Source organism: Longirhabdus pacifica, from assembly GCF_004115085.1.
GTDB classification, from domain to species: domain Bacteria; phylum Bacillota; class Bacilli; order Paenibacillales; family DSM-105158; genus Longirhabdus; species Longirhabdus pacifica.
Map to the genome: position 1 here is coordinate 55,784 of NZ_QXJP01000006.1, position 26,072 is coordinate 81,855.

Below are 26,072 nucleotides of genomic sequence, written 5' to 3' on the forward strand. Positions count from 1 at the left end.
TCCTTTAATTTTTATCCATGACATTCGTTCCTAGTAACTTGACAAAGATGGTAGCGATGATCGCAACACAGAAAAACATAAACATAACGATGATGGAACCATATCCAAAGTTTGTCTGAGAGAACATGACTTTATAAGCGTAAACGGATACCGTTTCTGTAGCTCCACCAGGTCCCCCGCCTGTTAGTACATAGACCAGATCGAATACTCGGAATGCATCCAGTGTTCTGAATAATAAAGCCACAAGAATAGAAGGCTTTAAGAGCGGGAGAGTAATGTTGAAGAAAGCTTGTAATTTATTCGCGCCATCAATGTCACTAGCTTCATAGAGAGATTTAGGGATGGTCTGTAATCCAGCTAGCAATAGTAGAGCCATGTATGGTGTTGTTTTCCACACATCTGCTAATATTGTTGCGAAAATCGCTCCAGTCCCAGTAGAAAGCAAGTCTTGTGGGCTCTCAATTAACCCTACAGTCGCAAAAAGGTTTGCTACAATACCACTATTGCCGTTGTATAAATACATCCACAGCAAGGCAGCAACAGCGGTAGGTATAGCCCATGGTATGAGTGAAGTCGTTCGTATAATGCCTCTACCTTTGAGCGACTGATTGAGTATAAGTGCTAATATAATACCTAAAATTAATTCAAAAAAGACAGAAATACTCGTGAAAATAAGCGTGATCCCCATGGATTGGAAAAGTCTTGTATCGCTCAGGGCTTGTTTGTATCCTTGCAAACCAATGAAATTTGGCGGAATGATACTGTTCTGTATATCTTCTATGATGAAAGTTAAATTCTCCGTATTTGGTGTTTGATATGTTTGTAGAGCATCTAATACGGCCAAACCTTCTTCATATAAACGTAAAACGGCTTCTTTTTCTTCATCATTAATTTTAATAACCTTTTCTTCTTGTCCTGTTCCTAGCTGATTTGCTAGATTGGATACATTGGTTATAAATTGATTGATTTTATTCAAGTCCGCTTCATTGGTTACCGATGCTTGATCTTCTTCTAATAGCAGTGTCACATAGAGCTCTGATTCTGAAAAAAGTTCTAGATTAAAGCGATCACTGAAATATAGCCCTGCTTTCTGCTGATCGTTTAACTTATAATCAAAAAATGTATAAGTAAATGATTGTAGTACAGGCCACAGCGAAAAGACACTGATGAGTACAAGGAGTGGTAAAATAAATCCGAATTGTCTAAAACTCATCCCTTTCATAGGGGCACCTCATTCCCTCTTAAGATCCAGTCTTTATGATGAATGTTAGAATCTAATCTAAACTAACTTCACAAATCTTCATTGCGCATGTTACTCAACTAAAGTTCAATAGCCTACTCATTTAAAGCTTGTTCTAGTTGCTTTACTGTATCTTCTAAACCTTCTCCAGAGCTTAAATATTTATGAGCTTGAATCTGAATAAGATCAGATAGTTTTGAATATTCAGTCGAAACAGGTCGAGCGATCGTAGTAGAAAGGGCGTTTTTGAATCCTTCATAAGCTAACATCTCATTCGATGCAGATACTTCACTGTCTTCTAGTAGTGGATTATACCCTGGTAAATATCCGCCCTGTGTAGACATGATTTTTTGTCCTTCTTGACTGGAAACAAAGTTTACAAACTCCCAAGCACCTTCAGGATGATTAGAATATTTACTAATGCCGAGCAACCATCCACCTACGGAACCACCGTTAGGAAGTGGAGCGATACCTACTTGATCTAAACTTAAAGTCACGCCTTCTTCTTGCGCTTTAATACGACCAAACTGGTAAGGCCAGTTCCTTGCAAATACGGACATTCCTTGTTCAAAAGCAACATGTGTTTCACCTTCAGTGAAATTTAAAATGTCTTTTGGCACCCAATCTGCTTTAGTAAACATTTGCATGTTTTTTAAGCCATCTTCAATAGAGGAGAAAGAACTCGTAAATTCCGTCACATTAACCGTTAATCCTTCATACTGTTTGGACTGATACACGATGCCGTGCTTTGTTTCTGCTTGTCCTGCATACGTTTCTGCCATAGTAGCTAAATCACTGTAAGTGTAGTCTCCACTAATCAATTTTTGGCTATCTTCTTCACTAACGATATCTGATCGGTAATATAGCAACCCTAAATCAGGAAAGAAAGGGAGCGTATACTGTTTCCCGTTATAATTACCAGAAGCCATGGATCCGCTGTTATAATCTTGTTTGTTTATGTTGTTTTCTCTCATGTTAACATCAATCGGTTCTAAATAACCTGCCCCAGCAAACTCACCAGCCCAAACGACATCTAGTGAGAGGACGTCATATGCATCAGACTCAGCAGATAATGATGTGAGTAACTGATCATGCATTTGTGCAGAATCGTTATTCATAAGTATCCATTCTACGACGTATTGATCTTGACTTTCATTGAATGCTTTAATAACAGCATCCGTAGCAGGTGTGTTGTCATTTTGTGCTGCAAATTTAATAGTAATTTTATCACCAGATTCCATATTGCTAGTTTCATTATTTTCCGTATTTTCATTTTCTGTTTCTGTAGTATTTGTCGGCTCATTCGTTTCATTTGTTTCTTCTTCAGTACTACAAGCTGCCATAGTCAATATAAATGTAAGCGATAACAATAAAATAAATAGTTTTTTCAATGTAATTACCCCCTATAGTGTATTTTTCCAATCTCTTCACTTGCATTTTAAAATGAGTTGGACTACAATGATATCAAAAAAATTATATTCTTATTAATTTTTTAGAAAGATACGGGGTGGCCCTATGAATTTATCGATTCATCCTTCTATCATTCGCCAATTTTTGAGATCTAGAATTAAAAATCAACAAGAATATTTCTTACACCCTCCCTTTAACTTGGAGCAACAATTACTCAATGCCATCAAAAATGGGGACTCAAACAAAGGCCACTTATATTTAAAACAAATCAACGCCTTGAAAAGGGCGTCGCTCTCGCACTCTCCTATTCGTTCCTTAAAAAATTCGTTAATATGTTCTTGTACCTTGTTTACTCGTGCAATCATTGAAGGTGGTGTTCATCCTGAGTTTGCGTTTCAATTAAGTGACGCATACATCAATGAAATTGAAAAAATAACGGACGAAGAGCAGTTAAATCAGATGGAATTTGAGATGGTTACGGACTTTGTACAAACGTTAAAACAGAGAAGTAATTTTCTATCCTACAGTCATACGATTAACTTGACCATATCGTATATTCACGAAAATATTTTACAAAAGCTCCCCCTTCCTGAAATAGCTGAACAAGTTCACATGCACCCTAGTTATTTATCCCACAGATTTAAATCAGAAGTAGGGATTTCCATGCGAGATTACATTAACAAAAAAAGAATTGAAGAATCGATATTTTTCCTTATTCATACTAATATTACCATATCCGACATCGCTGTGTTGTTTCATTTTTGTAATCAAAGCTATTACACTTCTCTTTTCAAAAAATATAAAGCAATGACGCCAAAAGATTATCGAAAACTAGCACTGAATGAGTAAGTCTTAATTCAAGTAAGTGGATTGTTTTTGATAGCAAAACGATATAAAATAGATAAGATGAATATTGCAGCAACATGAATTGAAAGATCACATTGCTAGTTTTGAAAGTGAAGTATGGAGTATCCGTTTCAACCTAGTAGTTTTAAACATACTAGAAGCATGTTTGATGATGGAGATATTATTTAATAATTTGAGGTGAAGAATGAAAAATGGCAAATCAGAGTAAAAGCCCAGCAAAAATCATCGTTATTTTTACAGCATTGATGGTTCTTATCGTTGCAGCACTGATTTATGTTAACCAAGCTGAAAAAAATAAATTAGCAGAAATAGAAAGTGAAAAAGCAGAACAATTTAAACTTAATCCCCCATCTACAGAAGGTCAGCCGACGTTAGGTAATGTGGAATCCAACGTAACGGTTGTAGAGTTCGGAGATTATAAATGTCCATCTTGTAAGATATGGGAACAAATGATATTTCCACAATTGAAAGCAGATTATATTGATACAGGAAAGATCAATTATGCATTTATCAATACATTATTTCATCAACAAGAGTCGGTCATTGCTTCATTAGCAGCAGAAGCGGTCTACGCTCAAGATCCTGAAGCGTATTGGGATTTTCATCAAGCAATATATGAACTTCAACCCGATGTGAATCATGATGAAGCATGGGTAACGATCGATGCAATGACGAACTTAGCAGCAGAGACCGTTCCATCACTAGATTTACAGAAATTTCAAGAAGATATGGCACAAAATGCATTCATGAATAATTTAAACATCGACATGGGTTTAGTACAGTATTATGAGGTCATGCAAACGCCGACCATTATGGTGAATGGAACGAAAATACAAGAATTTCTTGATTATGAAGAGTTAAAAGGGTTGATAGAGGCCGAGCTACAATAGGAGAGGTAGGTTGAGATATTGAATTGGCGTTACTTCGCATTATACGGAGCGTGGATTATTTCTGTTATTGCAACGGGAGGAAGTCTATATTTTAGTGAAGTTTTAGGTTATATGCCGTGCCAGCTATGCTGGTATCAACGAATACTGATGTACCCTTTGGTGGTCATTCTAGGTATAGCCGCCTACGAATCTAACTTCAACATTAAAAAGTATGTGCTGCCTCTATCTATTCTGGGATTCGGTATTGGTGTATTCCATTACTTAGAACAAAAAGTGCCAGGTTTTGCAGAAATCAAACCTTGTACGAACGGTATCCCTTGTAACTTGGAATATATTAATTGGTTTGGATTTATAACCATTCCATTTTTATCTCTTGTTGCTTTCTTTTTGATCTCTGTTCTACTCATTTTAAGTAAATCTAAATAAAATGTTTTTAAAAAACTCGAACCTCAAGGAATAACGACGAAGAGGACTCGAGTTTTTTTTATAGCGCTGAACTATTTGAATTTTTGTGGGAATAGTAAAATGTTAGTAATGCTGGACGACATGATGTGAACATAGGCAGCAGTGAGTTCTTCCTGTGCTCCCACGTGAGTAAATGCTTCTACACTTTGATTGTAGCATTCCATTGCATTATCTAATCGGCCTTGATTTAATTCGAACTGACCTTTATATAAATAGTATTTTCCTAGTGCTTTGTATTGGTGTGAAACAGGTTTCTTTGGTAAAAATTCATTTTCTTTAAGGATTAGCTGTTGTATACTGGTTAAATCGTTTAATTCGATATAGACGGGGAATAAATCAATAATTACATTTATTTTTTGATTTGGTCTGATTTCTTTATAACATCGTTCTAGCATTGGGATACCAGTATCATATTCCTTTTGTTTTACTTTTATTAATGCATAAGTCATATTAATAGTTTCATCAACTACATCATATTGATGTTTATATTTTCTAAAACTATTCAAGTGCTCTTCGGTCTCAGAATATTGTCCTAGAAGAAAATAACAATTAATCATGGTTCCATATGCTCTTGCTTCTAGCTCCGTTGCTTCACCCGGTATAGACACTCCTGTCTCTACTAATGCTATACATTCTTCATATTTTTTTATCGCATATGTTTGGATAGCAAGTTTGAAATAAAATTCTCTTTGTTCCTCATTGTTTAAAAAGTCAACATAATGAAAAATTTCTTTTGCTTGTTCATATGTTTCATGGTCTCTTTGAATATCAAGGCGCTTAATAAAATAAGCTTGCACCAAATTTTTGGCTATAAAAGGTGGACCCCCTCTTGTTCGAGCGTATTCACCCATGGTTTGATATAGTAGTAATCTAGTTTCTTGATCCTCTATGTCATTCGTAAACTGATAAAGAGCGGAAAGTGCTTCTTCAGTTTCCTGTCGAGGTGATTCTAAGTAAGCTAACGCAACTTTAGTAATCAATGCTGTATCATGGGATATATGCAATGCCTTTTCAAGTAAATCAAGTAACATTGTGGGACGTTCTTCCACTTCAACATAACAATGGATAACCTGCTCCATAGGGATGTGCAATGCATTGGTGATGGTCATAACTGTCTTCCATTCTGGACGTTTCGTACTCCCATTCTCTAATTTGCTGATGACACCTTTGTTTACTCCTAACGTGGTTTGCAGGTGATGAAGGGTGAGCCCTTGTTGCTCTCTACTATTTCTAACTAACTCTCCTAATGAAGTTATCTCTTTCACCATGAACACCTCAACACTGCTTTTGCATAAATATACCATATGATTGGTTCTAAGTAAATTTCAAAGATTTGAAAGTCAAGAGGGTATACCTCTTTCGACTTTTCTTCATACCAGTATTTAATTTCCATTTTATAGTGTAAGATGTAATTAATATATTAATGATTCATGAGAGGTGATGATATGGATATATTGCATCATGCAGAAATGATTGCGGTGGAAGCAGCGAATGCAGCAGGACAATACATAAAAAGTAGATTTAATCATAAGAATCATGTTTCGGAAAAAGATGATTATGGCGATGTAGTAACTGAAGTAGATTTGAAAGCAGAGGAAATGATTATTAATCGAATACGTAAAGTGTTTCCTAATCATCAAATTTACAGTGAGGAAATGGGTTGTATTGGTGAAGAAGGGGATTGGGAATGGCACATCGATCCACTCGACGGAACAAATAATTTTGTTATTGGAATGCCATTGTTCAGTGTAAGCATAGGATTAATGTACAAAAAACAATGTGTGTTTGCTGTCATATATGAGCCGATGACAGAGCAAGTATATACCTCTTCTATTGGAAAAGGGACGAGATGCAATGGTGAAGTCATTACGATGCAGAATAAAGTAAAAGAGATATATAAAAGCACTGTGGGATGGATACAAGGTCATGGAGTTCAAAACGAGCATGATGCTGTAAAGTTCAAACATTATTTGGATGTAAAGTATAAAAGGATGATACGATTGTGGGCACCGACGTTACAGTGGTGCATGTTAGCGAAAGGGGATATTGAAGCGATTTATGTTTATCGTTCTGAAGGAGAAGACTTATATTCTGGTATGTTAATGGCCAAAGAGGCGGGAGCAGTCATCATGGATTTTCAGGGAAATGTATACGAAGGCGGAATGATTACTACGCCTTATTTGATAGCATGTCATGAAGATTATAAAGATCATTTTTTAAGTGAAGTCAAAAATGCTGGACTATCCATGAGATGAACGTTTAAATGATGGATTAGCATCTGTATCCTGCTGCTCATCTTATTGTTTAACCTTGCATAAAAAGCCTAATTCATTGTACGAATTAGGCTATACTTCTGAAAGTAATCATGCTGTCGTTTTGTATGGTTAATCAGGGATATATTTTTTAAGTCTCCCCTCATGTCAATTATCAGGGTCTATAAATTGCTTTGAGTCCTTGTGTAGTTACTTCCAGGCGTGGTAAAGGAGGGATTTGGAAGGGGTTTGCAGGTGCAACACCTTTACAACATAAGGAGAAAGGGGTGAGTTCTACATTGTTATTGTTATCGACAGCAAATAATAACTTGTAATAGTATCCGCCCCAACCTAAACCATAAATGGCGTTTCTTATCTCGTTGTATTCGCTAGTGTTTACATTCATTTGAAAATAATTAGTAATAAAATTTGTTGCGTATCCCACTGCTTCATCATAATCACTAAAGAAATATTTTAATGTTCCATCATAATTTTTGACTAATTGTAGTTTTGGATCGTTATTTACAATGTTTAATGCTTTCTTGTAATTGAATCTAAGCGTGTTTTTATCAATAGCATTGTGAAATTTATTGATCCCATCAAATATATGCTGCCACTCTGTTTCTGGCTTGTTAGAAATAATAACCGTCTTATCATAAGCACTTGAGTTAGCTAAACTGGATAACATAGGTGAGTTGGTGAAAGATTGAAGGGGATTAGCATGATCAATGACCGTTACTTTCCATTCCCCTTCTGCATAAACCTTTTTACTTGCTTCTGATTGATCATCCATAACATGATAAATATTAATCTGGAAAATCAAAATAATAACGACAAATAGAGATAGAAATTTCTTCATCATTATCAACCTCCCTAAAGATTAAATTACACTCTTATAATAAAGATATTAGTGACAGTAGCTATTTTATTACTTGTTACCATTCAAAGGACTACCATTCAAGCTGGAACAACTCATAACCCATCGATGGTATGGATCTGCTTAAGAAAAAGATGTTTCACTGCGGATTGTTTTAAAACAACGGATCAACTTCGTGAGAAAGGCGTAAAAGCTTATTTAAATAGATCATAGGATGTTGATTGTGGAAGAACAACCATTGATGATATAAAACAAAGAGTAGACTATATTCACGTATCGGAGAAATTAGTAGAGAGTTTGTTTCATTAAGTTTATTCATACTTTATTCACATTTGGTAAATTAAAATAGTAAAACATAGAAATACATTCATAAGTTGAGAAGCAAGTATACGTCATCCAATGACTATACTTGCTTCCTTTATAGTTTCTACCATTTGACAGGAAATTCGTTAAGTACACGCTGTGGAATTCCAGGTGCCCATTCTAGGTCATACAATGGTTTTGTAGTTGTAAGGTTAGGCAGTCGATCTACCAGTGCTTCTAGCGATACCAATGTTTCTAGTTTACTAAGATAAGCAGCGATACAGTAGTGTATACCTTCTCCAAAAGATAAATGTTTGTTATTTTTTCTCGTAATATCTAAACGATTTGGGGAGTCAAAATATTTCTCGTCTCGATTAGCAGATTCAACAGAAGAGAAAATAGCATCACCCATTTTGATTTGCTCTCCAAGATATTCAAAGTCTTGTTTTGCCCAGCGGCCTACTATCGTTTTGAACGGTGGACAATATCTTATAATTTCCTCTACAGCTGAACTTCTTACACTAGGATCTTCTTTCCACATAGCAAGTTGGTCAGGATGATTTAAAAGAGTAAACATGCTATTACTTATTGCATTGGCCGTTGGTTCATATCCACCGGTCATTAACATGATAATGGTACCTTGTAATTCTTCTTCAGTAATTTTATCTTCATCTTCATCTTCATATGCTGCAATAAGTAAACTAATGATATCATCTTCTAAATTGTTTCTTCGTGAAGCTATAAGCTCATCTACGTATTCTAAAAATGAATTCATGTCTCTTTCAATGCCGAGATAAGTAGTCTGATTACCAAGACTTTGCACTAATGCATTGGACCAATTGATCCCAAATTCGGCTTGTTTCTCTTTCGATATTCCCAGCATTTCACAGTTTACGGTAAAAGGAAATGGAATACAGAAGTCGCGATTCAAGTCAGGATTTTCTTTCGTCATCATTCGATCTATTAAATCATTAGCAATCTCATACATCCTAGGTTTTAAGGGTTCTACTGATTTTGGAGCAAAAGCTTTAGCAATTAGTTTTCTTAATCTTGTATGATCTGGAGGATCTACATTTAACATGGATTTATTAAATGCTTTTAATGGTTTAGGTATCTGTTCGTTGTGATATGGACATACAGAGGAACGATGCTTTGAGAGTAATTCAGTGTTTTTTAGTATAAACTGAACATCGTCATATCTTGTTACTAGCCAAGTTGGATCCCCACCTGGGACATCAACTTTAATGATAGGCTTGTTCTTTCTTAAGTAATCGTAGTAAGGGTGTGGGTTTTTTGCAAACGATGGACTTGAAAGATCGAAATGGTGCAATGGATTAGGGTGCAACAATGGATAAACCACCTTTCCTTCTCATAATATTTTTGTAACAAGTAATATTCTTACTTATCTGATAATATTGAATATAAAAAAATATCAGATTATTTTCCATAAAAACACTATCTACCTAGATACATTAGCATACTAAAAAGATAATGCATAGATGTTTATTATTGTTAATTTTAGTTTATTGTTAATAAATTTATATTTTATTTGTTTAAACTATGTAAAGGTGAAAGATATATTGAAAAATGGAAATGAAAAAGCGTATAGCAACGAAAATGAACACCATTGTATCCTCTTGTTCGTCGTTGCAATACGCTCTCCAATTTTAGTGTACAGATTGGGCAACACTTTGGTTTGAATTCTACTTTCTGGCTTCATGTAGAAGGTGAACAAGGGTGAAACCAATCCATGCTGATTAGAAGTGAAAATCACGTTTATATGAAGAGATGAGGCTATATCACCTTACCATTTGATTGGAAATTCAGTAAGTACACGCGTTGGAATTCCAGGTTCCCATTCCATTTCATATAACGGTTTTGTACTTGTAAGGTTAGGAAGTCGATCTAGTAATGTTTCCATCGCTATTCGTGCTTCTACTCTAGTAAGGAAAGCACCAAGACAGAAGTGTACACCTTCTCCAAAAGCGATATGTTTGTTATTTTTTCTTGTAATATCAAAACGGTTTGGAGAATCGAAAAATTGTTCGTCTCGATTTGCAGATTCGACAGAGCATAGAATAGCATCACCTAGTTTGATTTGTTCTCCAAGATATTCAAAATCACGTTTCGCCCATCGACCTACTGTGGTTTTAATAGGTGGATAATATCTCAGGAACTCTTCAATAGCGGAATCTCTGACGTTAGGATCTTCTTTCCACAGGGCAAGTTGTTCTGGATGCTCTAATAAACTAAGCACACCATTACATATTAAATTTAATGTCGTTTCATAGCCACCAGTCATAAGCATAATGATCGTTCCTGCCAATTCTTCTTCTGTCAGTTTGTCTTCTCCTTCATGTGCTTGAATAAGTGAACTAATGATATCATCTTGCAAATCATTTTTACGTAATGAAATCAGCTCATGCGTGTAAGCTAAAAATTCATCCATGTCTTTTTCAATGCTGAGATAAGCTGCTTGATTACCAAGGCTTTGTATTAATTGGTTAGACCACATACCGAATTGAGATTGTGCTTCTTTCGGTACTCCTAACATTTCACAGATGACAGTAAAAGGAAATGGGGTAGCAAAGTCCCGCATCAGATCAGGATCTTCTTTGCTCATCATCTCATCGATTAAATCATTAGCAAGTTCATGCATTCTAGGCTTTAAGGATTCAATTGCTCTTGGAGTAAACGCTTTGGAAATTAATCTTCTCAGTCTGGTATGGTCTGGGGGATCTACGTTTAACATGCAGTTGTCAAATGCTTTTAATGATTGAGGTATGTGTTGGTGCTGATACGGACATAAAGAGGAACGATGTTTCGTAATATTGTCGTTGTCTTTGAGTATAATCTGAGTATCTTCGTATCTGGTCAATAGCCAAGTTGGATCTCCACCAGGAATATCTATCTTTATGATAGGTTTGTGCTTTCTTAAGTATTCGAAGTAGGGATGTGGGTTCTTAGTAAACGCTGGACTTGAAAGATCAAAATGGTGTAATGGATTCGGGTGCAACAATGAATAAACCACCTTTCCTTTAGTACAAATATTTTATATTTTATTTTCTTTAGCACTATATCATCAGTTACAATCTATACTTATCTGATAATACAGAATATTTTACATGTAATAAATGCCCCCTTTCTAAATAGAAAGATTAGCATATTAAAAACATAATGCATAGATAGCTATTATTGTTTATTTTAGTTTATTGTTAATAATTTTACATTTACTTGTTTAAACCATGTAAAGGGAAACATACATGAAAAGTATGAAAAATAGAAAATGAAAAAAAGCGTATACCAGCAAAGAAGAAAAGAAAATCCGAAGAACATGACAGTCTCTTCTTTATTGTTGCTATACGCTATTCCATTTTTATTTATAGTTATTTTATTTTTGAGTTATCCTTTTAGCGTAACAGGAAACTGAACAAGAGATCGCATCAACATATCTGTATTCCAGCGTAAATCTTCTCGTGAAATGTTGACTTGTAGATGTGGAAAACGTTCAAATAACATAGAGATAGCAATTCTTCCTTCTAAACGAGCAAGAGAATCTCCTAAACAATGATGTGTGCCATAACCAAATGCTAAATGAGGGTTGTGTGCTCTCGTAATATCTAACTGGTTAGGATGCTCGAAAACGTTTGGATCACGATTTGCGGATGCAATGCAGGCAAGCACTTGATCTCCCATCTTAATTTCTTTTCCATGTAATACGAAGTCTTGTTTTGCCCAACGACCTGTGGATACTTCAACAGGACTATAATAACGTAGAAATTCGTTCATAGCGGTGTCTACTATGGATGGATCTGACATGAATAATTTTTTTTGCTCTTCATTTTCCAGTAGAGCTAATACACCATTGTTAATTAAATTTACAGTAGTTTCATGCCCTGCAACAATAAGCAGTAACAGCATACTGAGCAGTTCTCTCTCGGATAACTTATCTTCTTCTTCATGAGCCTGAATTAATGCAGTGATGAGGTCATTTCCAGGTTCTTCTTTCCTCGTGCGAATGAGATTCGAAATATAATCAAAGAACTCATCTAGCGTGTCTATCTGCTGAATCATTTTTTCCTGATTGAGTATCCCCGTAATGACGATATTCGACCATGTTATAAATTTGGTGCGCTCTCCTTCTGGAATGCCTAGTAAATCACTAATGACTTCAATCGGTAATGGTAGCGCAAAGTCGCGAATTAAATCAATTTCTTCCTTTTGTTCCATTTTATCTAGTAGTTTTTGCGTAATCTCTTTTACTTGAGGTTCTAGTTTTTGTGTCATTCGTGGTGAAAATACTTTAGCGGCTAATCGTCTGAGGCGGGTGTGCTCAGGTGGTTCCATGCGAAGCATATTTGTGTTTAAAATTTCAATCGATTCTGGTAACTTTTCATGTTGAAATGGGCAAAGGGCGCTCTTCGTCTGCGCAAAACGATCATTGTCTTTTAGTATGGCTTGTACATCTTCATATCTGGTGACAAGCCAAGTGCGATCGCTTCCTCCTATGTTGGTTAAATGGACGGGTTCTTCTTCTCTGAGTTTTTCATACCATGAGTAGGCTTGTTGCTTAAACGTAGGAGAGTTAAAATCTAAATTTTCCAATTTTTCTGCTTTTAGAGCCATCAACAATCTCACCTTTCTTTATTAGAATCTCTTATATATACGTTTTATCATAAAAGTGGAAAAAAATATAGTTCAAATAGATAAATTAACCATTTCATCATAATGAAAGAAATGTTTGTGTTCCCTTTGAAGGGACAGCTATGCATATGCTGATGACAACTTTGTACTCATAACTTGGTTTGCAGGTGACTAAATATACTATATTAATATACGTAAATAAAAAATCAACAAAAAATATTTTATTATTTGTATTTTGTCTAACTTTAGTATATAATGGTGCATACTGTAAAAAGCAAAGAACCGATGGAGTTGATTATATTGAAATTAGCAGAAGCTTTAATTTTGCGTGCAGACTATCAAAAAAGAGTACAACAGCTGAACCATCGCTTACAACAGAATGTAAAAGTACAAGAAGATGAAGAACCTGCTGAAGATCCAAATCTATTATTAGAGGAATTGGATCGTATCATGGAAAAACTAACAAACATCATAAAGAGCATTAACAAAACAAATAATACTATTAAATTAGATGAAGCAAGGACACTTTCAGATGCATTGGTAGAACGTGATATGCTGTGGAGTAGAAGAATGGCATTAAGCAGCCTTTCAGAACAAGCTTCTATTAAACAGGATCGATTCAGTAGATCCGAGATCAAATACATAAGTACCATTGAAGTTACAGAAATACAAAAACAAATTGATTTGCTATCAAAACGACATCGAGAGTTGGACACACAAATACAAGGTAAAAATTGGACGATTGATCTATTAACATAATTCAGTGCTAGAAGGTAGTTTTCATTATAAAAGCGAGTGCAAACCCTTTAACGGGAACTAGAGGCTAAATTCGATTAGATTGGTATTGGGGCAGTACCACAAGTATAATTGCTATGCCTACAATGTGACATGAGTAATGTTACTAATTATTGTTATGACCATGTACTGATTTATAATGCAAAACGAGGGTGGGAACGGGGAATAAAGTAAAAAATCTAGAAGCCTATCATTCACTGATGTGCTTCTAGATTTTTTATTATTTGATTTTTTCATTCTCTAAGTAGTCAAAATATTGTTTATCTTCTTACTAGCTCTTATAAAAGTTAATTCACTTTAAAGCTTTATTTGCATCTGTTCTTTTTTGCTATTTATTCTTGTAGTAAGCAATGAATTGATCATTTGAGTCATCCAATGTTACTTATAGTGACCACCAATTTTTTGAGACCGTGCAATCGCCTGTCCACTTTCTTGTAAAGAACTACAATGGAGAATTGCTGTAGCTCCATATTTTTGCTTAATCGCATCCATGACATGATTTAATTTTTTTTGTTTTTCCATGTCACGGAATAAATCCAGTTGATATTGTTGATCGTCTTGTAGTTGTGACAACGTAAGGCCGACACTGCGCACAGGTTCCCTATCCCAGTGATGTTTGAACAATTGCCATGCAGCTGCAAACACCTCTTTGCCATCGTTCGTAGGATAGGGTAGTTTTTGCTGACGGTAAAAACCAGTAGGGAAATCAAAGCTAGCACCACGACAACCTACAGAAACCGTACTTCCCATTCGTTGCTTGACTCTTGATCTCCTGCATACTTCTTCACTTAGTTCTAGCATAACCACTTTAATTTCTGCTTCTGTTGTATAGTCTCTCGGCAATGTCATTTGGTGACCGATTGCTTTTTGCGTGTCATGTGTATGGGGTGTGACAGGGGAGTAATCGATGCCGTTTGCCGTTTGCCACAACACTTCTCCATTAACTCCCCATTTTTGTCTTAGTTTATGCACATCGTAATGGGCTAGATCACCAATCGTGTGAATGCCAATACGTTTAAAATGAGCTTCCATCTTTCTACCGACACCGAACATGTTTTTTGTTGGTAGTTTCCAAAGGGATGAAGCAAGTTGCTTTTTGCGTAACGTGTAGATGCCACTTTTGTTCTTTTTTGCGAAGTTGTCACAGGCGAGTTTGGCGAGCATTTTGTTTTGACCTATGCCTACTCGAGCGTAGACCCCTGTCTCTTGTAAAATTGTGTGCTGTAGCTGTTGTGCCATTTCGGTGGCAGAACCAAATAAAGCAGTGCTGCCAGTCACGTCTAAAAATTGTTCGTCAATACTGTACGGCTCTACTAAATCCGTAAATCGTTTCATAATGGACGTAATGTGTAAGGAAACGTTAATGTATTGTTGCATTCTTGGCTTTTTAATGATGACGTTTGGGCATTTTGCTATCGCTTGATGCAGCGGTTCCGCAGTTTTAATTCCGTATTTTTTCGCTAGTGGACAAGCAGCTAAAATAATGCCAGATCTCTTTTTCGGATCTCCTGCAACGATAAGAGGATAATTTTTCGTATCGGGATCACTTGCTTTCTCTACACTAGCGTAAAAACTTTGCATATCTGCCAGGAAGATGATGTTTTGTGTTTGCATAAAAAGCACCTCCGGAATAAGAACATAAGTTCTGAACATGTGTTCTTATTATATGCAAGAATAAGAAAATGATACAGTGGTAATTTATGAAAATAAATAAGTTGAATGAACTTGTTCAACCAACTTATTACCGCTAACCATAAGATGAAGAAATTTCAATATCAACCTTTACGGCTGGCAACTGAGGCGTAAACTTAGTTCTCAATATTTCTTCATTTAATAAGTTGAATGAACTTGTTCAACCAACTTATTACCGCTAACCATAAAATGAAGAAATTTCAATATCAACCTTTACGGCTGGCAACTGAGGCGTAAACTTAGTTCTCAGTATTTCTTCATTTAATAAGTTGATGAACTTGTTCAACCAACTTATTACCGCTAACCATAAGATGAAGAAATTTCAATATCAACCTTTACGGCTGGCAACTGAGGCGTAAACTTAGTTCTCAGTATTTCTTCATTTTATATAAGCAATAAAAAGAGAGCACCCTTGTCATTCAAGTGCTCTCTAATGACTTGCTATAACGAATGTAATATGAGGAAAGAGATGGTTTAAGCTTCGTCTTTGTCCCAAGCTTGGGGATGGTTCTCATTTGCGTATTGTGCCGCTTTCGCATTTGCAATAACTTGTTCTTTATTTTTGCAACCTGGAATGACAGACGTTACTGCATCATGTTTTAGACACCAAGCAAGTGCCCAAGTAGACATATCCATCGTTTCGGGTACTTCAAATTGTTGTATTTGAGCTGCTTCAACCATTTTTTGCTGCAATTCCGCCTGATCTTTAACGGAACGAACGTCATTTTTAGCAAAGGTAGAACCAGGTTTATACTTACCACTGAGCAAACCACTAGCTAATGGAACTCTGGCCATTACGCCTAGATCATTGCTTTCGCAAAGTGGGAAAATGTCTTTCTCAGGACTACGGTCTAAGCGATTGTATACGACTTGGATCACTTTCGCCCCTACTTTTTCAGCTTGACTAGTTTGATACGTTTCGCTATTTGCTTTTAATGAAATCCCTAAGTGTTTAATCTTGCCTGCTTGTACTTGCTTGTCCAGCATGGTCCACAGATCATCATTATCGAATACTTCATCTGTTCCGGAGTGGAACTGGTATACATCTATGTAATCGGTTTGTAGCGCTTTAAGAGAGCCTTCCAATTGCTGCAAGACATCTTCTGGAGACCAATGCGTCGTTCGATCATAAAATCCGTGAAAGTGATGTCCGAATTTCGTAGCAACGACCCAATCTTCACGCTTTCTTTTTTGCAAATATCCGCCTATTAAAGATTCTGATAAATGGTCCCCATAGCATTCAGCAGTATCGATGAAATTAATGCCTACTGCTTGTGCTTGATCCAATATACCGTCTACATCTTCTTGTGTGTAAGTAAGTCCCCATTCTCCGCCAAATTGCCATGTACCAATGCCTATTGTAGATACTTTTAGATTTGTTTTTCCTAGTTTGCGATAAATCATCTGGAAACCTCCTTGTCTTTATATTATATATAATTTTTTTTTCCCATTGTAAACACTACTTTCCTTGAGTATAGTATACGACATTTTTTATTCTACGTGGTGTTACAACTTCTATATCATGTCAGATGATGGTGCATAACATTTTGCGAGGTGAGTCTATTTTTTGTAGTAAAACCTTTGATGTACAATGGTTTTTCTTGTTGTAGTTGGTGGGTGTGATCTTTTATTTTTACTTTCTGGTCTGTATATTTCATGATTCATTTGTGATATAATATAGATGAAAAAGAAAACATAAAAACCACAAGTGCTGATAACACTTGTGGTGGAGTAGCAATAGATGCCCATATGGGCAAGGCTCAAGTTGAACTAAAAAGTAAGCTGCTTCGTTTGGGAACGGGGGCAGCTTACTTTTTTGTCGTACACTCAATGAATAATTCGCCTAATCCTTTAATAACAAGTCTTAGTCTTATTTTCATCGTGGCAACACCTCCTTTCTTTTTCGAAGATGAAAAAGAAAAAATAGGTGAGCCTTGCCCCCGTGAGCCGTACTATTGTACTCTTATCTCTATTATATCATGAAACCCTTGGTGCATCTAGCTTTTCAGCGTTTAATGTTATTTTATTTGATTTCATTTGCATATTTTGTGTTATTTAAATCCCTTGAGGAGTTAGTATAAATTTCATAAATTTTGCTGACTTATATTCACGAATATTACTATCCAGTAATCGCTTTATTTCCATTTTATTGTAAAGTATTCAGTGGAAAATTAACTGTATTATCGCTTTTCTTTTCCGCAGCTGTGCTTGGTTCATGAAGAAACATTATAAGAATGCGGTCATGGTTTTTGTTTTGCTTTTGTGCCATGTCCTTTTTAGAAAATATTTTCTTGGGATAAGTGGATGGTACTTCTTCGGTGTTTCAAAAAAATAAATATCTAAAATAATGTAAAAAACAGTTGCCTTTGTATTCGAAACGTGATATATTAATTTTTGTCGCAATAATGATAAGTGTTAACGGGACGTAGCTCAGCTTGGTAGAGCACTTGGTTTGGGACCAAGGGGTCGCATGTTCAAATCGTGTCGTCCCGACCATTAATTTTATATTCGCGGGTGTAGTTCAATGGTAGAACTCCAGCCTTCCAAGCTGGTAGCGTGGGTTCGATTCCCATCACCCGCTCCATATACAACCATCAGCAGCAGCTTTGTAGAAGCTGTTTTTTTGTGCTGTTTTTTAACATTTCACTTCTCAGTACAGCATTACCAATAGAGCCTTATTTTCAAAAGTTGAGTCAAGCACATCATTCCGTTTATCACAGCTAGTACATAAGTTATATGGAAGATAGTTTTAAGAAAGGAGTGTTGTGCTTGAGTATGAGAAGATTTAGAAGAGCATACTGCTATGTGTATAGTTTAAGAACTCAATTTAAAAGAAAAGGTGCAGCGGTATCGTTTGAGAAAAGTGGCCCTTGTTTCAACTTTTGCAGAGGATTTAATTGCCTCACAGCAAAAGTGGATGGAGTATATAAAATAACGTATAACACAACGAGTCGAGCTGCAAATAGCAGAAATAAAGCAAGGTACAAAGTTACGGTTAACGGTAAAACGGTTCCAGGCTCAACGTATGCTACATTTTTAGATAATGATCCACTTATTAATTATTCTGGTCAAGTGGTGGTAAAGCTAAAGCGAGGAGATGTAGTGAAGTTAATTAATGTAGCAGGAGTAACGCTAACAAAAAATAAAAAAGGCGATGTCACAGCTTCCTTAGCCATTAATAAGCTTTAACGTCATTTTTTCTTCATAAGTGTAACGATCACCACAACACACTTGCATCTTTATCTTGTATTCCATATAATAATGCTAAATGCGAATATAGTGAAATGCGATGATGAAGATAAGTAAATAACGACGACTATGCAGGGAGGAGCTGCCCTGAGACTGCGAGCAGCTCTATAGTGCAACTATTGAAATTCACTTCGGAGCAGACTTTTGAACGCTTTATCTATGGAATATGATGAGGGTAAAGAAAGTAAGAAGTTCCGGTGAAACCGTTACGTGAATGAAGTGAGATAGGTAATCTATACCTATCTAATTAGGGTGGTACCACGACTCTTTCGTCCCTACAGACGGAGGAGTTTTTTTGATGGGGAAAATAGTAACAAATAGCAAAGCAAGCGCAGACGTTTTAGCAGAGCTAGAACACACAGGTAATTCATTTTAGTTGGAAAATCATTAGGAGGGATTAGGTAATGAAAGATAAGTTGTTGTCGTTGCAGCAAGAGGCACTGGATACATTGCATCAATCAACGTCACTATCTGAGTTGAATGATTTGCGTATTAAATATCTAGGCAAAAAAGGACCTATTACGGAAGTATTACGCGGGATGGGAAGTTTGTCTGCGGAAGAAAGACCGATCATAGGGCAAGTGGCAAATGAAGTTAGAGCAGCGATAAGCGAAGCTATTCAACAAAAGCAGGAAAAGTTAGAAAAAGAAGAAACAGACAGAAAACTACAGGTAGAAAAAATAGATGTAACACTTCCTGGACGTCCTTCAGAAAAAGGCTCCATTCATCCACTGACGAAAATTATTCAAGAAATGGAAGATATCTTTTTAGGTATGGGCTTTCAAGTTGCAGAAGGTCCAGAAGTGGAAACCGATTACTATAACTTTGAAGCGTTAAATATTCATAAAAATCATCCAGCAAGAGATATGCAGGATACATTTTATATTACCGATGACTTATTACTGCGCACGCATACTTCATCCGTTCAAATTCGTACGATGCAAAACATGAAGGGAGAAGTGCCAGTTAAAATTATTTGTCCGGGAAGAGTATATCGACGTGACGACGACGATGCGACGCATTCCCATATGTTTACGCAAATAGAGGGACTCGTGATCGATAAGCATATTCGAATGAGTGACTTGAAAGGGACATTGCTGCAATTTGTAAAAGAAATGTTTGGCAATGATACAGAAATTCGACTTCGCCCTTCTTTCTTCCCGTTCACAGAACCGAGTGCGGAAGTCGATGTGTCTTGTACGGTATGTAAAGGGAAAGGCTGCAGAGTATGTAAACAAACAGGATGGATTGAAATACTAGGTAGCGGCATGGTGCATCCTAAAGTGCTGGAGATGTCTGGATACGATCCGAAAGAGTATTCTGGATTTGCCTTCGGTACAGGAGTAGAACGGATTGCCATGTTAAAGTACGGTATCGAAGATATTCGTCATTTCTTTACGAACGACCTACGTTTCTTAAAACAATTTGCCCATATTTAATATAGATAGAGGATGTGAATACGATGAAAGTGTCATACGAGTGGTTACAAAATTATATCGACTTGTCAGGATATGATGCAAGTCAAATAGGAGAAATATTAACACGCAGCGGTGTGGAAATCGATATTGTAGAAGAGCGAAATCAAGGTATACGTGGTGTCGTTGTCGGATACGTAAAAAAGAAAGAAAAGCATCCAGATGCTGATAAGCTGAACGTGTGTACGGTAGACGTTGGCGAAACAGAAGATTTGCAAATCGTATGCGGCGCTAAAAACGTAGATGCAGGACAGAAAGTGCCTGTAGCGTTAGTAGGTAGCGTACTTCCGGGTAATTTTAAAATTAAAAAAGCAAAACTGCGCGGTGTACCTTCGCATGGTATGATTTGTTCTGCGAAAGAGCTCGGTATCGATAGCAAACTGTTATCCAAAGAAAAGCAAGATGGAATTCTCGTGCTTCCAGAAGAAGCGGAAATCGGTAGTGATATGATTGCATATCTCGGACTTTCCGATGAAATATTAGAATTGGATCTAACGCCTAATCGAGCGGATTGTTTAAGTATGCGCGGTGTCGCATATGAAGTTTCAGCGAACATTGGAAGAGAAGTAACATTACCAGACGTAGATAACGTAACAGAAGATGCAGATACAGTGGCAAGTGAGCATGTTAAAGTGAACATCGAAGCCGATGACTGTGAGCACTACAGTGCACGTTATATCAAAGATATTACGATTCAAGATTCACCACAGTGGTTGCAAAACAGACTGATGGCAGCAGGGGTACGCCCGATTAATAATATAGTGGATATTACGAATTATGTGATGCTCGAATATGGTCAACCTCTACATGCGTTTGATGCCGATCAAGTGGATCAAGGTGAAATTATCGTGCGTCGTGCACATGATGATGAGCAAATCACGACGCTAGATGAACAAGAGCGTGTATTAGATAGCAGCATGCTGCTCATTACAGACCGTAAACAACCGCTAGCAATTGCTGGGGTAATGGGAGGCAGCAGCTCCGAAGTGTCCTCCACAACGAAAAATGTCATATTAGAATCGGCTATTTTCAGTGGTAGCTCCGTTCGACAAACATCACGTAAATTAGGGCTGCGTTCCGAATCCAGTTTACGCTTTGAAAAAGAAATTGATCGTGGTATCGTCAATAAAGCGGTAAACCGTGCAGCGGAACTCATCCGTCAGTATGCAGGAGGAGTCGTTGCAACTGGAATCGTAGAGCAAATAACGAAAGAAACAAAAGAATCCATCATTACCATTTCTTTAAGCAAAATAAATGAATACATCGGTTCCACCATTACGATAGATGAAGTAAAGCAAATACTAGCTAAACTTCAATTCACATATGAAGAAGAAAATGCCGAGTTTAACATTACGATCCCTACCCGCCGAGGAGATATCCAACTTGATGTGGATGTGATCGAAGAAATTGCTCGTATTTATGGCTATGACCATATCCCAACAACGTTAATGGAAGGGAAAACGACACCAGGAGCGCTAACGAAACAACAAAAAATTCGTAGAGCTATCGTCCAGTCGCTAAGTGGAAGTGGTCTGTATGAGGTGATCAACTATACACTTGTAGAACCTTCATCCCTGAAGCTATTGCACGCGTTTGACGAAGGTTTACATCCTATTCAGCTTGCTATGCCGATGAGTGAGGAAAGAAGCGTACTCAGAACAAGTATTGCTCCACAACTCATTCAAACGGCAACGTATAACCGTAATCGTAACAATCATGATCTAGCTATGTTTGAAATGGGCAGTGTGTACCGCACAGAGGAGCAAAAACTTACGACTTTGCCTACTGAGAAGCCGATGTTAGCTGTATTGTTAAGCGGGAACAAGCAAACGGTCAATTGGGCGCAAAAACCAATGCCAGTGGATTTCTATGATCTAAAAGGGTTGACGGAGCAGCTATTTGACTACTTAGGAATAACGAGACAGATACAATACAAAACTGCGAATCTCAAAGGATTCCATCCGGGAAGAACGGCAGAAATATGCTTGGACGGAAACGTGATCGGATATATGGGACAATTGCATCCAGCATTGCAAAAAGAGCAGGATCTTGATGCAACATATGTGATGGAACTAGAGCTGCAACCTCTATATGAAGCTGCGCATTTCCATATCGACTACACACCGTTACCGAAATATCCTTCTATGCAGCGCGACATGGCGCTATTAGTAGACGAAGCATTAGAAGGAAATAAACTCGTTGCAGCAATTAAACAAAGTGCGGGAGATTTATTGCAGCACGTGAATGTATTTGATGTTTACACGGGTAGTCATTTGCCAGAAGGAAAGAAAAGTATCGCTATCGCGCTAACGTATTTAGACTATGAAAAAACCTTAACAGACGAAGTAGTGTCTGCTGCGCACCAAAAAGTCATAGCCCATTTGCAGAAGGAATTCAACGCAGAATTAAGGTAATATGACCATATAGGAGCAGGAAAATAGATCGTTCTCATCGAATTATGTTATGATGAGAACGATGATCCTGCATCTATGGGAAGGGGGATAACATCAATGGAACAAAACGGGAAAACTCGTGTAAACGTTGAAATATATGGAACACAATATAAAGTGCTCGCTGGTTCAAGTACATCCATTCAACATGTACAAGACGTAGCTAAACTAGTGGATGAACAAATGAGAGAAATATCTAGTGCCAACCCTAGATTAGATATGCCTAGAATTGCTGTGCTAACAGCGGTGAATGCTGTCGATGAATGTACGAAATTAACTAAGAAATGTGATGAAGTTACACAAAAACAATTAATTAATAAACAGTTGCAAAGTGAACAATTAAATCAGATAAATGAAGAACATTCTAAATTGAAGCAAGAGTATCAATCACTAGAGGAACAGTGTAAAGCACAAGAAGAAGCTTATCAAAGTCTGTTACAAGAGTTGAGTAAAGTGCAAAAAGAAAGAGATCAATTGCAAATAGAGCAAGCGAATGTAGATAAATTAAAAGAGCAGCTACAGCAAGCAGAAAACTATCAGGAACGAGTAAAACAGCTACAGGAAGATTATGAGAAACTGCAAATTGAATTTAATGAGTGGATCGAGCTTGTGGACAAGGAAAAGCCAAAGAGTAATACTAGAAATTAATACTATTTTTGTTTTTTTATTACGAAGTACAGCACAATACTTCGTTACACATATTTAATGAAATGTTTATGTGTTTATGATGAAGTGTTTAGGCTATATTGAAGTATAGTGAATTTCATATTTTTACTTATAAAGTGCTTGTTATAAAAAAGCACATGATATAATAAAAGAATACCTACTCCGAATATGAACAACGAGATCATTTTTTGTATTTTATTACAATATATCCCATTCAATCAGAACAACACCAAGTAGTAGTGATAAAAATTACATAAGTAATGTCTATTCAAATATGAAATGAGAAGGGTGTTTAGAGTTGAATAAAACGATGACGTTAGGTTTAAGTGTTAGCGTTATGATAGGATCTTTATACGCTGCCAACGAAGTGATTTTGAATCATATAAATGATGAAGAGAAATCTAAAAATGGTGTAACATTTATCTTTAATGAAGAAAGTGATAAATTAGATGATTCAGATCTTATTTTTGCTCATTATTCTCACCTAGATCATTTTGAAAGTTTAACGGTATTAAAAAGCAATGCGGATTTGATTGTTTCGGGCAAAGTTTCAGATCATAGTAATGCAAGTGAACTTTCAGTACGTTCTGAAGTTGATGTTTTATCGACTAAAAAAGGAATTTCACATGATGAAATTAAGGTTTATCAAATGGGGCAGCTTGGTGAAAATGAAGATTTTTACGATAACTTATTAGAAGTAGGAGAGGAGTATATTCTTTTCCTCAAAAAGCAAGGTAATGCAGAAGAAAATGCTTATTATATTATGGGTGCTGAAAAACAAGGTAAATTTAAAATTCAAAACGGTAATCTAGTGAATACCGATCCCATCATGTCACAACAATTAAAAGAAAAATTTGAATTATCACATCATAACATTCAAAATGCTGAGCGTGTACATGATAATAAAATGATAGAAAATTTTGAAGCTTGGCTGAGTGAATAAGTAGCATAGTATAAAAAGTGTACACATTTTCGACAACACCAAAACGCTTCTTACTGTCTTATTTGACTGTAAGAGGCGTTTTAACATAGATAATATTTTTAATAGAAGGATTGCGGTGATTAAATATAAAATACGAGAATCCTAAAATTTCATGACCACATGATGAGAACAATACAGTAAATAATCAGTATCTCTTTATACCAATTTATGATATTTTTTAGTATAATTATCTAAATACTAATATTTAATATTGGTTTTAACATGGGAGGTGATGAAGTGGCTTACTTAAAAAAAGGTAAGGATATCATTCATTATGAGTATTTACAGTCCACACTAGAAGGTGCTGAAACTATCATTTTATCACATGGGGTAAGTTTGAACATGAAAGAGTGGGATGACATCATTCCATATTTAACTTCAAAATACACCATTATACGCTATGATATAAGAGGACATGGAAAAAGCACCTCATGTTATCCCCTGACGCTAGAAACGTTGTGCGATGATTTACTCTATCTATTAGATTATCTTCACGTGTCATGTTGTCACCTTGTTGGAGACACATTAGGGGCAAAATTATGTTATGCATTTGCCTGTCAAAGTCCACATCGCATTCAGTCGCTTATACTTAGTTCCACGATGCACTATATTCCTAATGAAATTATGGATGCAACCATAAACTTTATAACAAAATTAATAGACCAACATGAACATGCCTATGCTAATTATTTTGCCGAAAAATTAATACAAAATAAAGAAAATGTTAGTAGAGTATATGAAATGATGATGGATGTTCCTTTGGATGTGTGCTTGACTTCATTGCAACTACTTCATTTGGATCAGGCCCCTCTGGCAGTAACACCGCTGCAAATACCCACGTTAATATTATGGGGAGACAAAAATCCATTCATCCCCGTCAACTTAACTTATTACGCACAACGTGCCATGCCCCAAGCACGTTATTTAATCGTGCCTAATGCTTCCCAAATTATTTATTACGATCAACCTGATGTCGTCTCGAAGTGGATGGATGATTTTATTGAGAGTAATAGAAGCTGTCACGATAAGGAGGAAGATGATTTTATTCATACTATTCGTTCTTATTCGGAGACGATGCTAGAAGGCATGTCGTCACTCCAGCAAAAAGAGCAAGGTAGTGAGCCAAAGCCTAGAGTAGAGATACAAACGTTAAAACAATTTCAGGTATTAATAGACGGAAAGAGCGTACAAGGAAATTGGAACGGTCGTAAAGCGAAAGAGTTACTAATTTATATTGCCTATCATACTTCAGTAACAAGAGAACAGTTGATTGACACTTTTTGGCCTGATGTTTCAATAGAAAAAGCTAAAAATAGTTTACGTGTCGCATTAAATGGCTTAAAAAAATTGACGAGCTATGAGCATCAAAAAAGAGAACACTTTTTTCTGAGAATAGACCGGGAATGTATCACACTAGATGACAATGTACAATTGGACATACATCAATTCCTGCAAGAATTAGATCTTATGAGTACAGAGCCGGATATGCACGTACAATTTCATAAGTGTCAGCAGTTATTGGAATTATGTATGAATAACTTTATGCCTGGATTGTATCATGACTGGATCATCAGTACACGGTATCGGATAGAACAGAGATTGCTTGTGATAGTGGAAGCATTAATTTTCACTTTAGAGAAAAAGGGTTTATACCACTTATCTAATCAGTTAAAACAAAATGAACTCGTAACCATATGACAGTTGTATATAAGGAGATGATGGAAAGGTTTAAGATTTTTTCAAAATAAGGAGGAGTAAATAATGAAATAAAAAAGAGCACTAGGCGTGGCAACGCTTAGTGCCTCATTAATGTTT

The 26,072-nt window shown here is 36.3% G+C and carries 20 protein-coding genes, 2 tRNA genes and 1 other annotated feature; of the genes, 13 read left to right on the forward strand and 9 right to left on the reverse strand.

Annotation, left to right across the window (positions count from 1 at the left end):
• Positions 1-4: 4 nt before the first annotated feature.
• A complete protein-coding gene (locus D1Z92_RS06385) occupies positions 5-1,222 on the reverse strand; it encodes a carbohydrate ABC transporter permease (RefSeq protein ID WP_128894836.1) in 1,218 nt (405 codons plus the stop codon).
• A 113-nt stretch (positions 1,223-1,335) separates the two neighbouring features.
• On the reverse strand, positions 1,336-2,583 hold the full coding sequence (locus tag D1Z92_RS06390) for an extracellular solute-binding protein (protein ID WP_128894949.1): 1,248 nt from the start codon (positions 2,581-2,583) through the stop codon (positions 1,336-1,338).
• A 172-nt stretch (positions 2,584-2,755) separates the two neighbouring features.
• On the opposite strand from D1Z92_RS06390, the gene D1Z92_RS06395 reads away from it, so the two are divergent.
• The 3 genes from D1Z92_RS06395 to D1Z92_RS06405 all read left to right on the forward strand — a co-directional run bounded on the left by D1Z92_RS06395 (position 2,756) and on the right by D1Z92_RS06405 (position 4,833).
• Positions 2,756-3,499 (forward strand): AraC family transcriptional regulator, encoded by a 744-nt coding sequence (locus D1Z92_RS06395; RefSeq protein ID WP_128894837.1) that lies wholly within the window; start codon positions 2,756-2,758, stop codon positions 3,497-3,499.
• A 209-nt stretch (positions 3,500-3,708) separates the two neighbouring features.
• On the forward strand, positions 3,709-4,407 hold the full coding sequence (locus tag D1Z92_RS06400; RefSeq protein ID WP_128894838.1) for a DsbA family protein: 699 nt from the start codon (positions 3,709-3,711) through the stop codon (positions 4,405-4,407).
• A gap of 18 nt (positions 4,408-4,425) precedes the next feature.
• Entirely contained in the window at positions 4,426-4,833 is a 408-nt protein-coding gene (locus D1Z92_RS06405) for a disulfide oxidoreductase (RefSeq protein WP_240666590.1), read from the forward strand.
• Positions 4,834-4,904: 71 nt separating this feature from the next.
• Here the strand turns inward: D1Z92_RS06405 and D1Z92_RS06410 are convergent, their stop codons facing one another.
• A complete protein-coding gene (locus D1Z92_RS06410) occupies positions 4,905-6,140 on the reverse strand; it encodes a helix-turn-helix domain-containing protein (RefSeq protein WP_164931480.1) in 1,236 nt (411 codons plus the stop codon).
• A 177-nt stretch (positions 6,141-6,317) separates the two neighbouring features.
• Between D1Z92_RS06410 and D1Z92_RS06415 the strand changes: the two genes are divergently transcribed.
• A complete protein-coding gene (locus D1Z92_RS06415; protein ID WP_128894841.1) occupies positions 6,318-7,127 on the forward strand; it encodes an inositol monophosphatase family protein in 810 nt (269 codons plus the stop codon).
• Positions 7,128-7,299: 172 nt separating this feature from the next.
• On the opposite strand, the gene D1Z92_RS06420 is transcribed toward D1Z92_RS06415, so the two are convergent.
• From D1Z92_RS06420 to D1Z92_RS06435, 4 genes are all read right to left on the reverse strand, one after another.
• Positions 7,300-7,986, reverse strand: coding sequence for a hypothetical protein (locus D1Z92_RS06420; protein ID WP_128894842.1), 687 nt, complete (start codon positions 7,984-7,986; stop codon positions 7,300-7,302).
• Between the two features lie 442 nt (positions 7,987-8,428).
• Positions 8,429-9,652, reverse strand: coding sequence for a cytochrome P450 family protein (locus D1Z92_RS06425; protein WP_128894843.1), 1,224 nt, complete (start codon positions 9,650-9,652; stop codon positions 8,429-8,431).
• A gap of 456 nt (positions 9,653-10,108) precedes the next feature.
• A complete protein-coding gene (locus tag D1Z92_RS06430) occupies positions 10,109-11,323 on the reverse strand; it encodes a cytochrome P450 family protein (RefSeq protein WP_128894844.1) in 1,215 nt (404 codons plus the stop codon).
• Positions 11,324-11,706: 383 nt separating this feature from the next.
• Entirely contained in the window at positions 11,707-12,930 is a 1,224-nt protein-coding gene (locus D1Z92_RS06435) for a cytochrome P450 family protein (RefSeq protein WP_128894845.1), read from the reverse strand.
• A gap of 318 nt (positions 12,931-13,248) precedes the next feature.
• Between D1Z92_RS06435 and D1Z92_RS06440 the strand changes: the two genes are divergently transcribed.
• The gene (locus D1Z92_RS06440) at positions 13,249-13,707 is read left to right on the forward strand and encodes a DIP1984 family protein (protein WP_128894846.1); all 459 of its coding nucleotides are present in this window, start codon (positions 13,249-13,251) and stop codon (positions 13,705-13,707) included.
• Positions 13,708-14,121: 414 nt separating this feature from the next.
• Here D1Z92_RS06440 and D1Z92_RS06445 read toward each other — a convergent pair whose 3' ends face one another.
• The gene (locus tag D1Z92_RS06445) at positions 14,122-15,357 is read right to left on the reverse strand and encodes a DNA polymerase IV (RefSeq protein ID WP_128894847.1); all 1,236 of its coding nucleotides are present in this window, start codon (positions 15,355-15,357) and stop codon (positions 14,122-14,124) included.
• Between the two features lie 552 nt (positions 15,358-15,909).
• Entirely contained in the window at positions 15,910-16,839 is a 930-nt protein-coding gene (locus tag D1Z92_RS06450; protein ID WP_128894848.1) for an aldo/keto reductase, read from the reverse strand.
• 1,015 nt (positions 16,840-17,854) lie between these two features.
• Here D1Z92_RS06450 and D1Z92_RS06455 point away from each other — a divergent pair.
• The 8 genes from D1Z92_RS06455 (at position 17,855) to D1Z92_RS06490 (ending at position 25,955) form a co-directional block, all read left to right on the forward strand.
• Positions 17,855-17,931, forward strand: a tRNA-Pro gene (locus D1Z92_RS06455).
• A gap of 14 nt (positions 17,932-17,945) precedes the next feature.
• A tRNA-Gly gene (locus tag D1Z92_RS06460) sits at positions 17,946-18,019 on the forward strand.
• A 185-nt stretch (positions 18,020-18,204) separates the two neighbouring features.
• Complete coding sequence (locus tag D1Z92_RS06465; RefSeq protein ID WP_128894849.1) at positions 18,205-18,624, forward strand: hypothetical protein; 420 nt, start codon at positions 18,205-18,207, stop codon at positions 18,622-18,624.
• A gap of 91 nt (positions 18,625-18,715) precedes the next feature.
• Positions 18,716-18,964, forward strand: a binding site (T-box leader).
• Positions 18,965-19,088: 124 nt separating this feature from the next.
• Complete coding sequence (gene pheS / locus D1Z92_RS06470; RefSeq protein WP_128894850.1) at positions 19,089-20,123, forward strand: phenylalanine--tRNA ligase subunit alpha; 1,035 nt, start codon at positions 19,089-19,091, stop codon at positions 20,121-20,123.
• Between the two features lie 23 nt (positions 20,124-20,146).
• Entirely contained in the window at positions 20,147-22,573 is a 2,427-nt protein-coding gene (pheT, locus tag D1Z92_RS06475; protein WP_128894851.1) for a phenylalanine--tRNA ligase subunit beta, read from the forward strand.
• Positions 22,574-22,669: 96 nt separating this feature from the next.
• On the forward strand, positions 22,670-23,257 hold the full coding sequence (gene zapA / locus D1Z92_RS17700; RefSeq protein ID WP_128894852.1) for a cell division protein ZapA: 588 nt from the start codon (positions 22,670-22,672) through the stop codon (positions 23,255-23,257).
• A 316-nt stretch (positions 23,258-23,573) separates the two neighbouring features.
• Positions 23,574-24,218 (forward strand): hypothetical protein, encoded by a 645-nt coding sequence (locus D1Z92_RS06485; protein ID WP_128894853.1) that lies wholly within the window; start codon positions 23,574-23,576, stop codon positions 24,216-24,218.
• Positions 24,219-24,494: 276 nt separating this feature from the next.
• Entirely contained in the window at positions 24,495-25,955 is a 1,461-nt protein-coding gene (locus D1Z92_RS06490; RefSeq protein WP_164931481.1) for an alpha/beta hydrolase, read from the forward strand.
• Positions 25,956-26,072: the final 117 nt, after the last annotated feature.

What these genes read in the sequence shown, in the direction of transcription:
- D1Z92_RS06385 (WP_128894836.1), bottom strand. Translation starts at nt 1,222, where the DNA reads ATGAAAGGGATGAGTTTTAGACAATTCGGATTTATTTTACCACTCCTT.
- D1Z92_RS06390 (WP_128894949.1), bottom strand. Translation starts at nt 2,583, where the DNA reads ATGGCAGCTTGTAGTACTGAAGAAGAAACAAATGAAACGAATGAGCCG.
- D1Z92_RS06395 (WP_128894837.1), top strand. Translation starts at nt 2,756, where the DNA reads ATGAATTTATCGATTCATCCTTCTATCATTCGCCAATTTTTGAGATCT.
- D1Z92_RS06400 (WP_128894838.1), top strand. Translation starts at nt 3,709, where the DNA reads ATGGCAAATCAGAGTAAAAGCCCAGCAAAAATCATCGTTATTTTTACA.
- D1Z92_RS06410 (WP_164931480.1), bottom strand. Translation starts at nt 6,140, where the DNA reads ATGGTGAAAGAGATAACTTCATTAGGAGAGTTAGTTAGAAATAGTAGA.
- D1Z92_RS06415 (WP_128894841.1), top strand. Translation starts at nt 6,318, where the DNA reads ATGGATATATTGCATCATGCAGAAATGATTGCGGTGGAAGCAGCGAAT.
- D1Z92_RS06420 (WP_128894842.1), bottom strand. Translation starts at nt 7,986, where the DNA reads ATGATGAAGAAATTTCTATCTCTATTTGTCGTTATTATTTTGATTTTC.
- D1Z92_RS06435 (WP_128894845.1), bottom strand. Translation starts at nt 12,930, where the DNA reads ATGGCTCTAAAAGCAGAAAAATTGGAAAATTTAGATTTTAACTCTCCT.
- D1Z92_RS06445 (WP_128894847.1), bottom strand. Translation starts at nt 15,357, where the DNA reads ATGCAAACACAAAACATCATCTTCCTGGCAGATATGCAAAGTTTTTAC.
- D1Z92_RS06450 (WP_128894848.1), bottom strand. Translation starts at nt 16,839, where the DNA reads ATGATTTATCGCAAACTAGGAAAAACAAATCTAAAAGTATCTACAATA.
- pheS (WP_128894850.1), top strand. Translation starts at nt 19,089, where the DNA reads ATGAAAGATAAGTTGTTGTCGTTGCAGCAAGAGGCACTGGATACATTG.
- pheT (WP_128894851.1), top strand. Translation starts at nt 20,147, where the DNA reads ATGAAAGTGTCATACGAGTGGTTACAAAATTATATCGACTTGTCAGGA.
- zapA (WP_128894852.1), top strand. Translation starts at nt 22,670, where the DNA reads ATGGAACAAAACGGGAAAACTCGTGTAAACGTTGAAATATATGGAACA.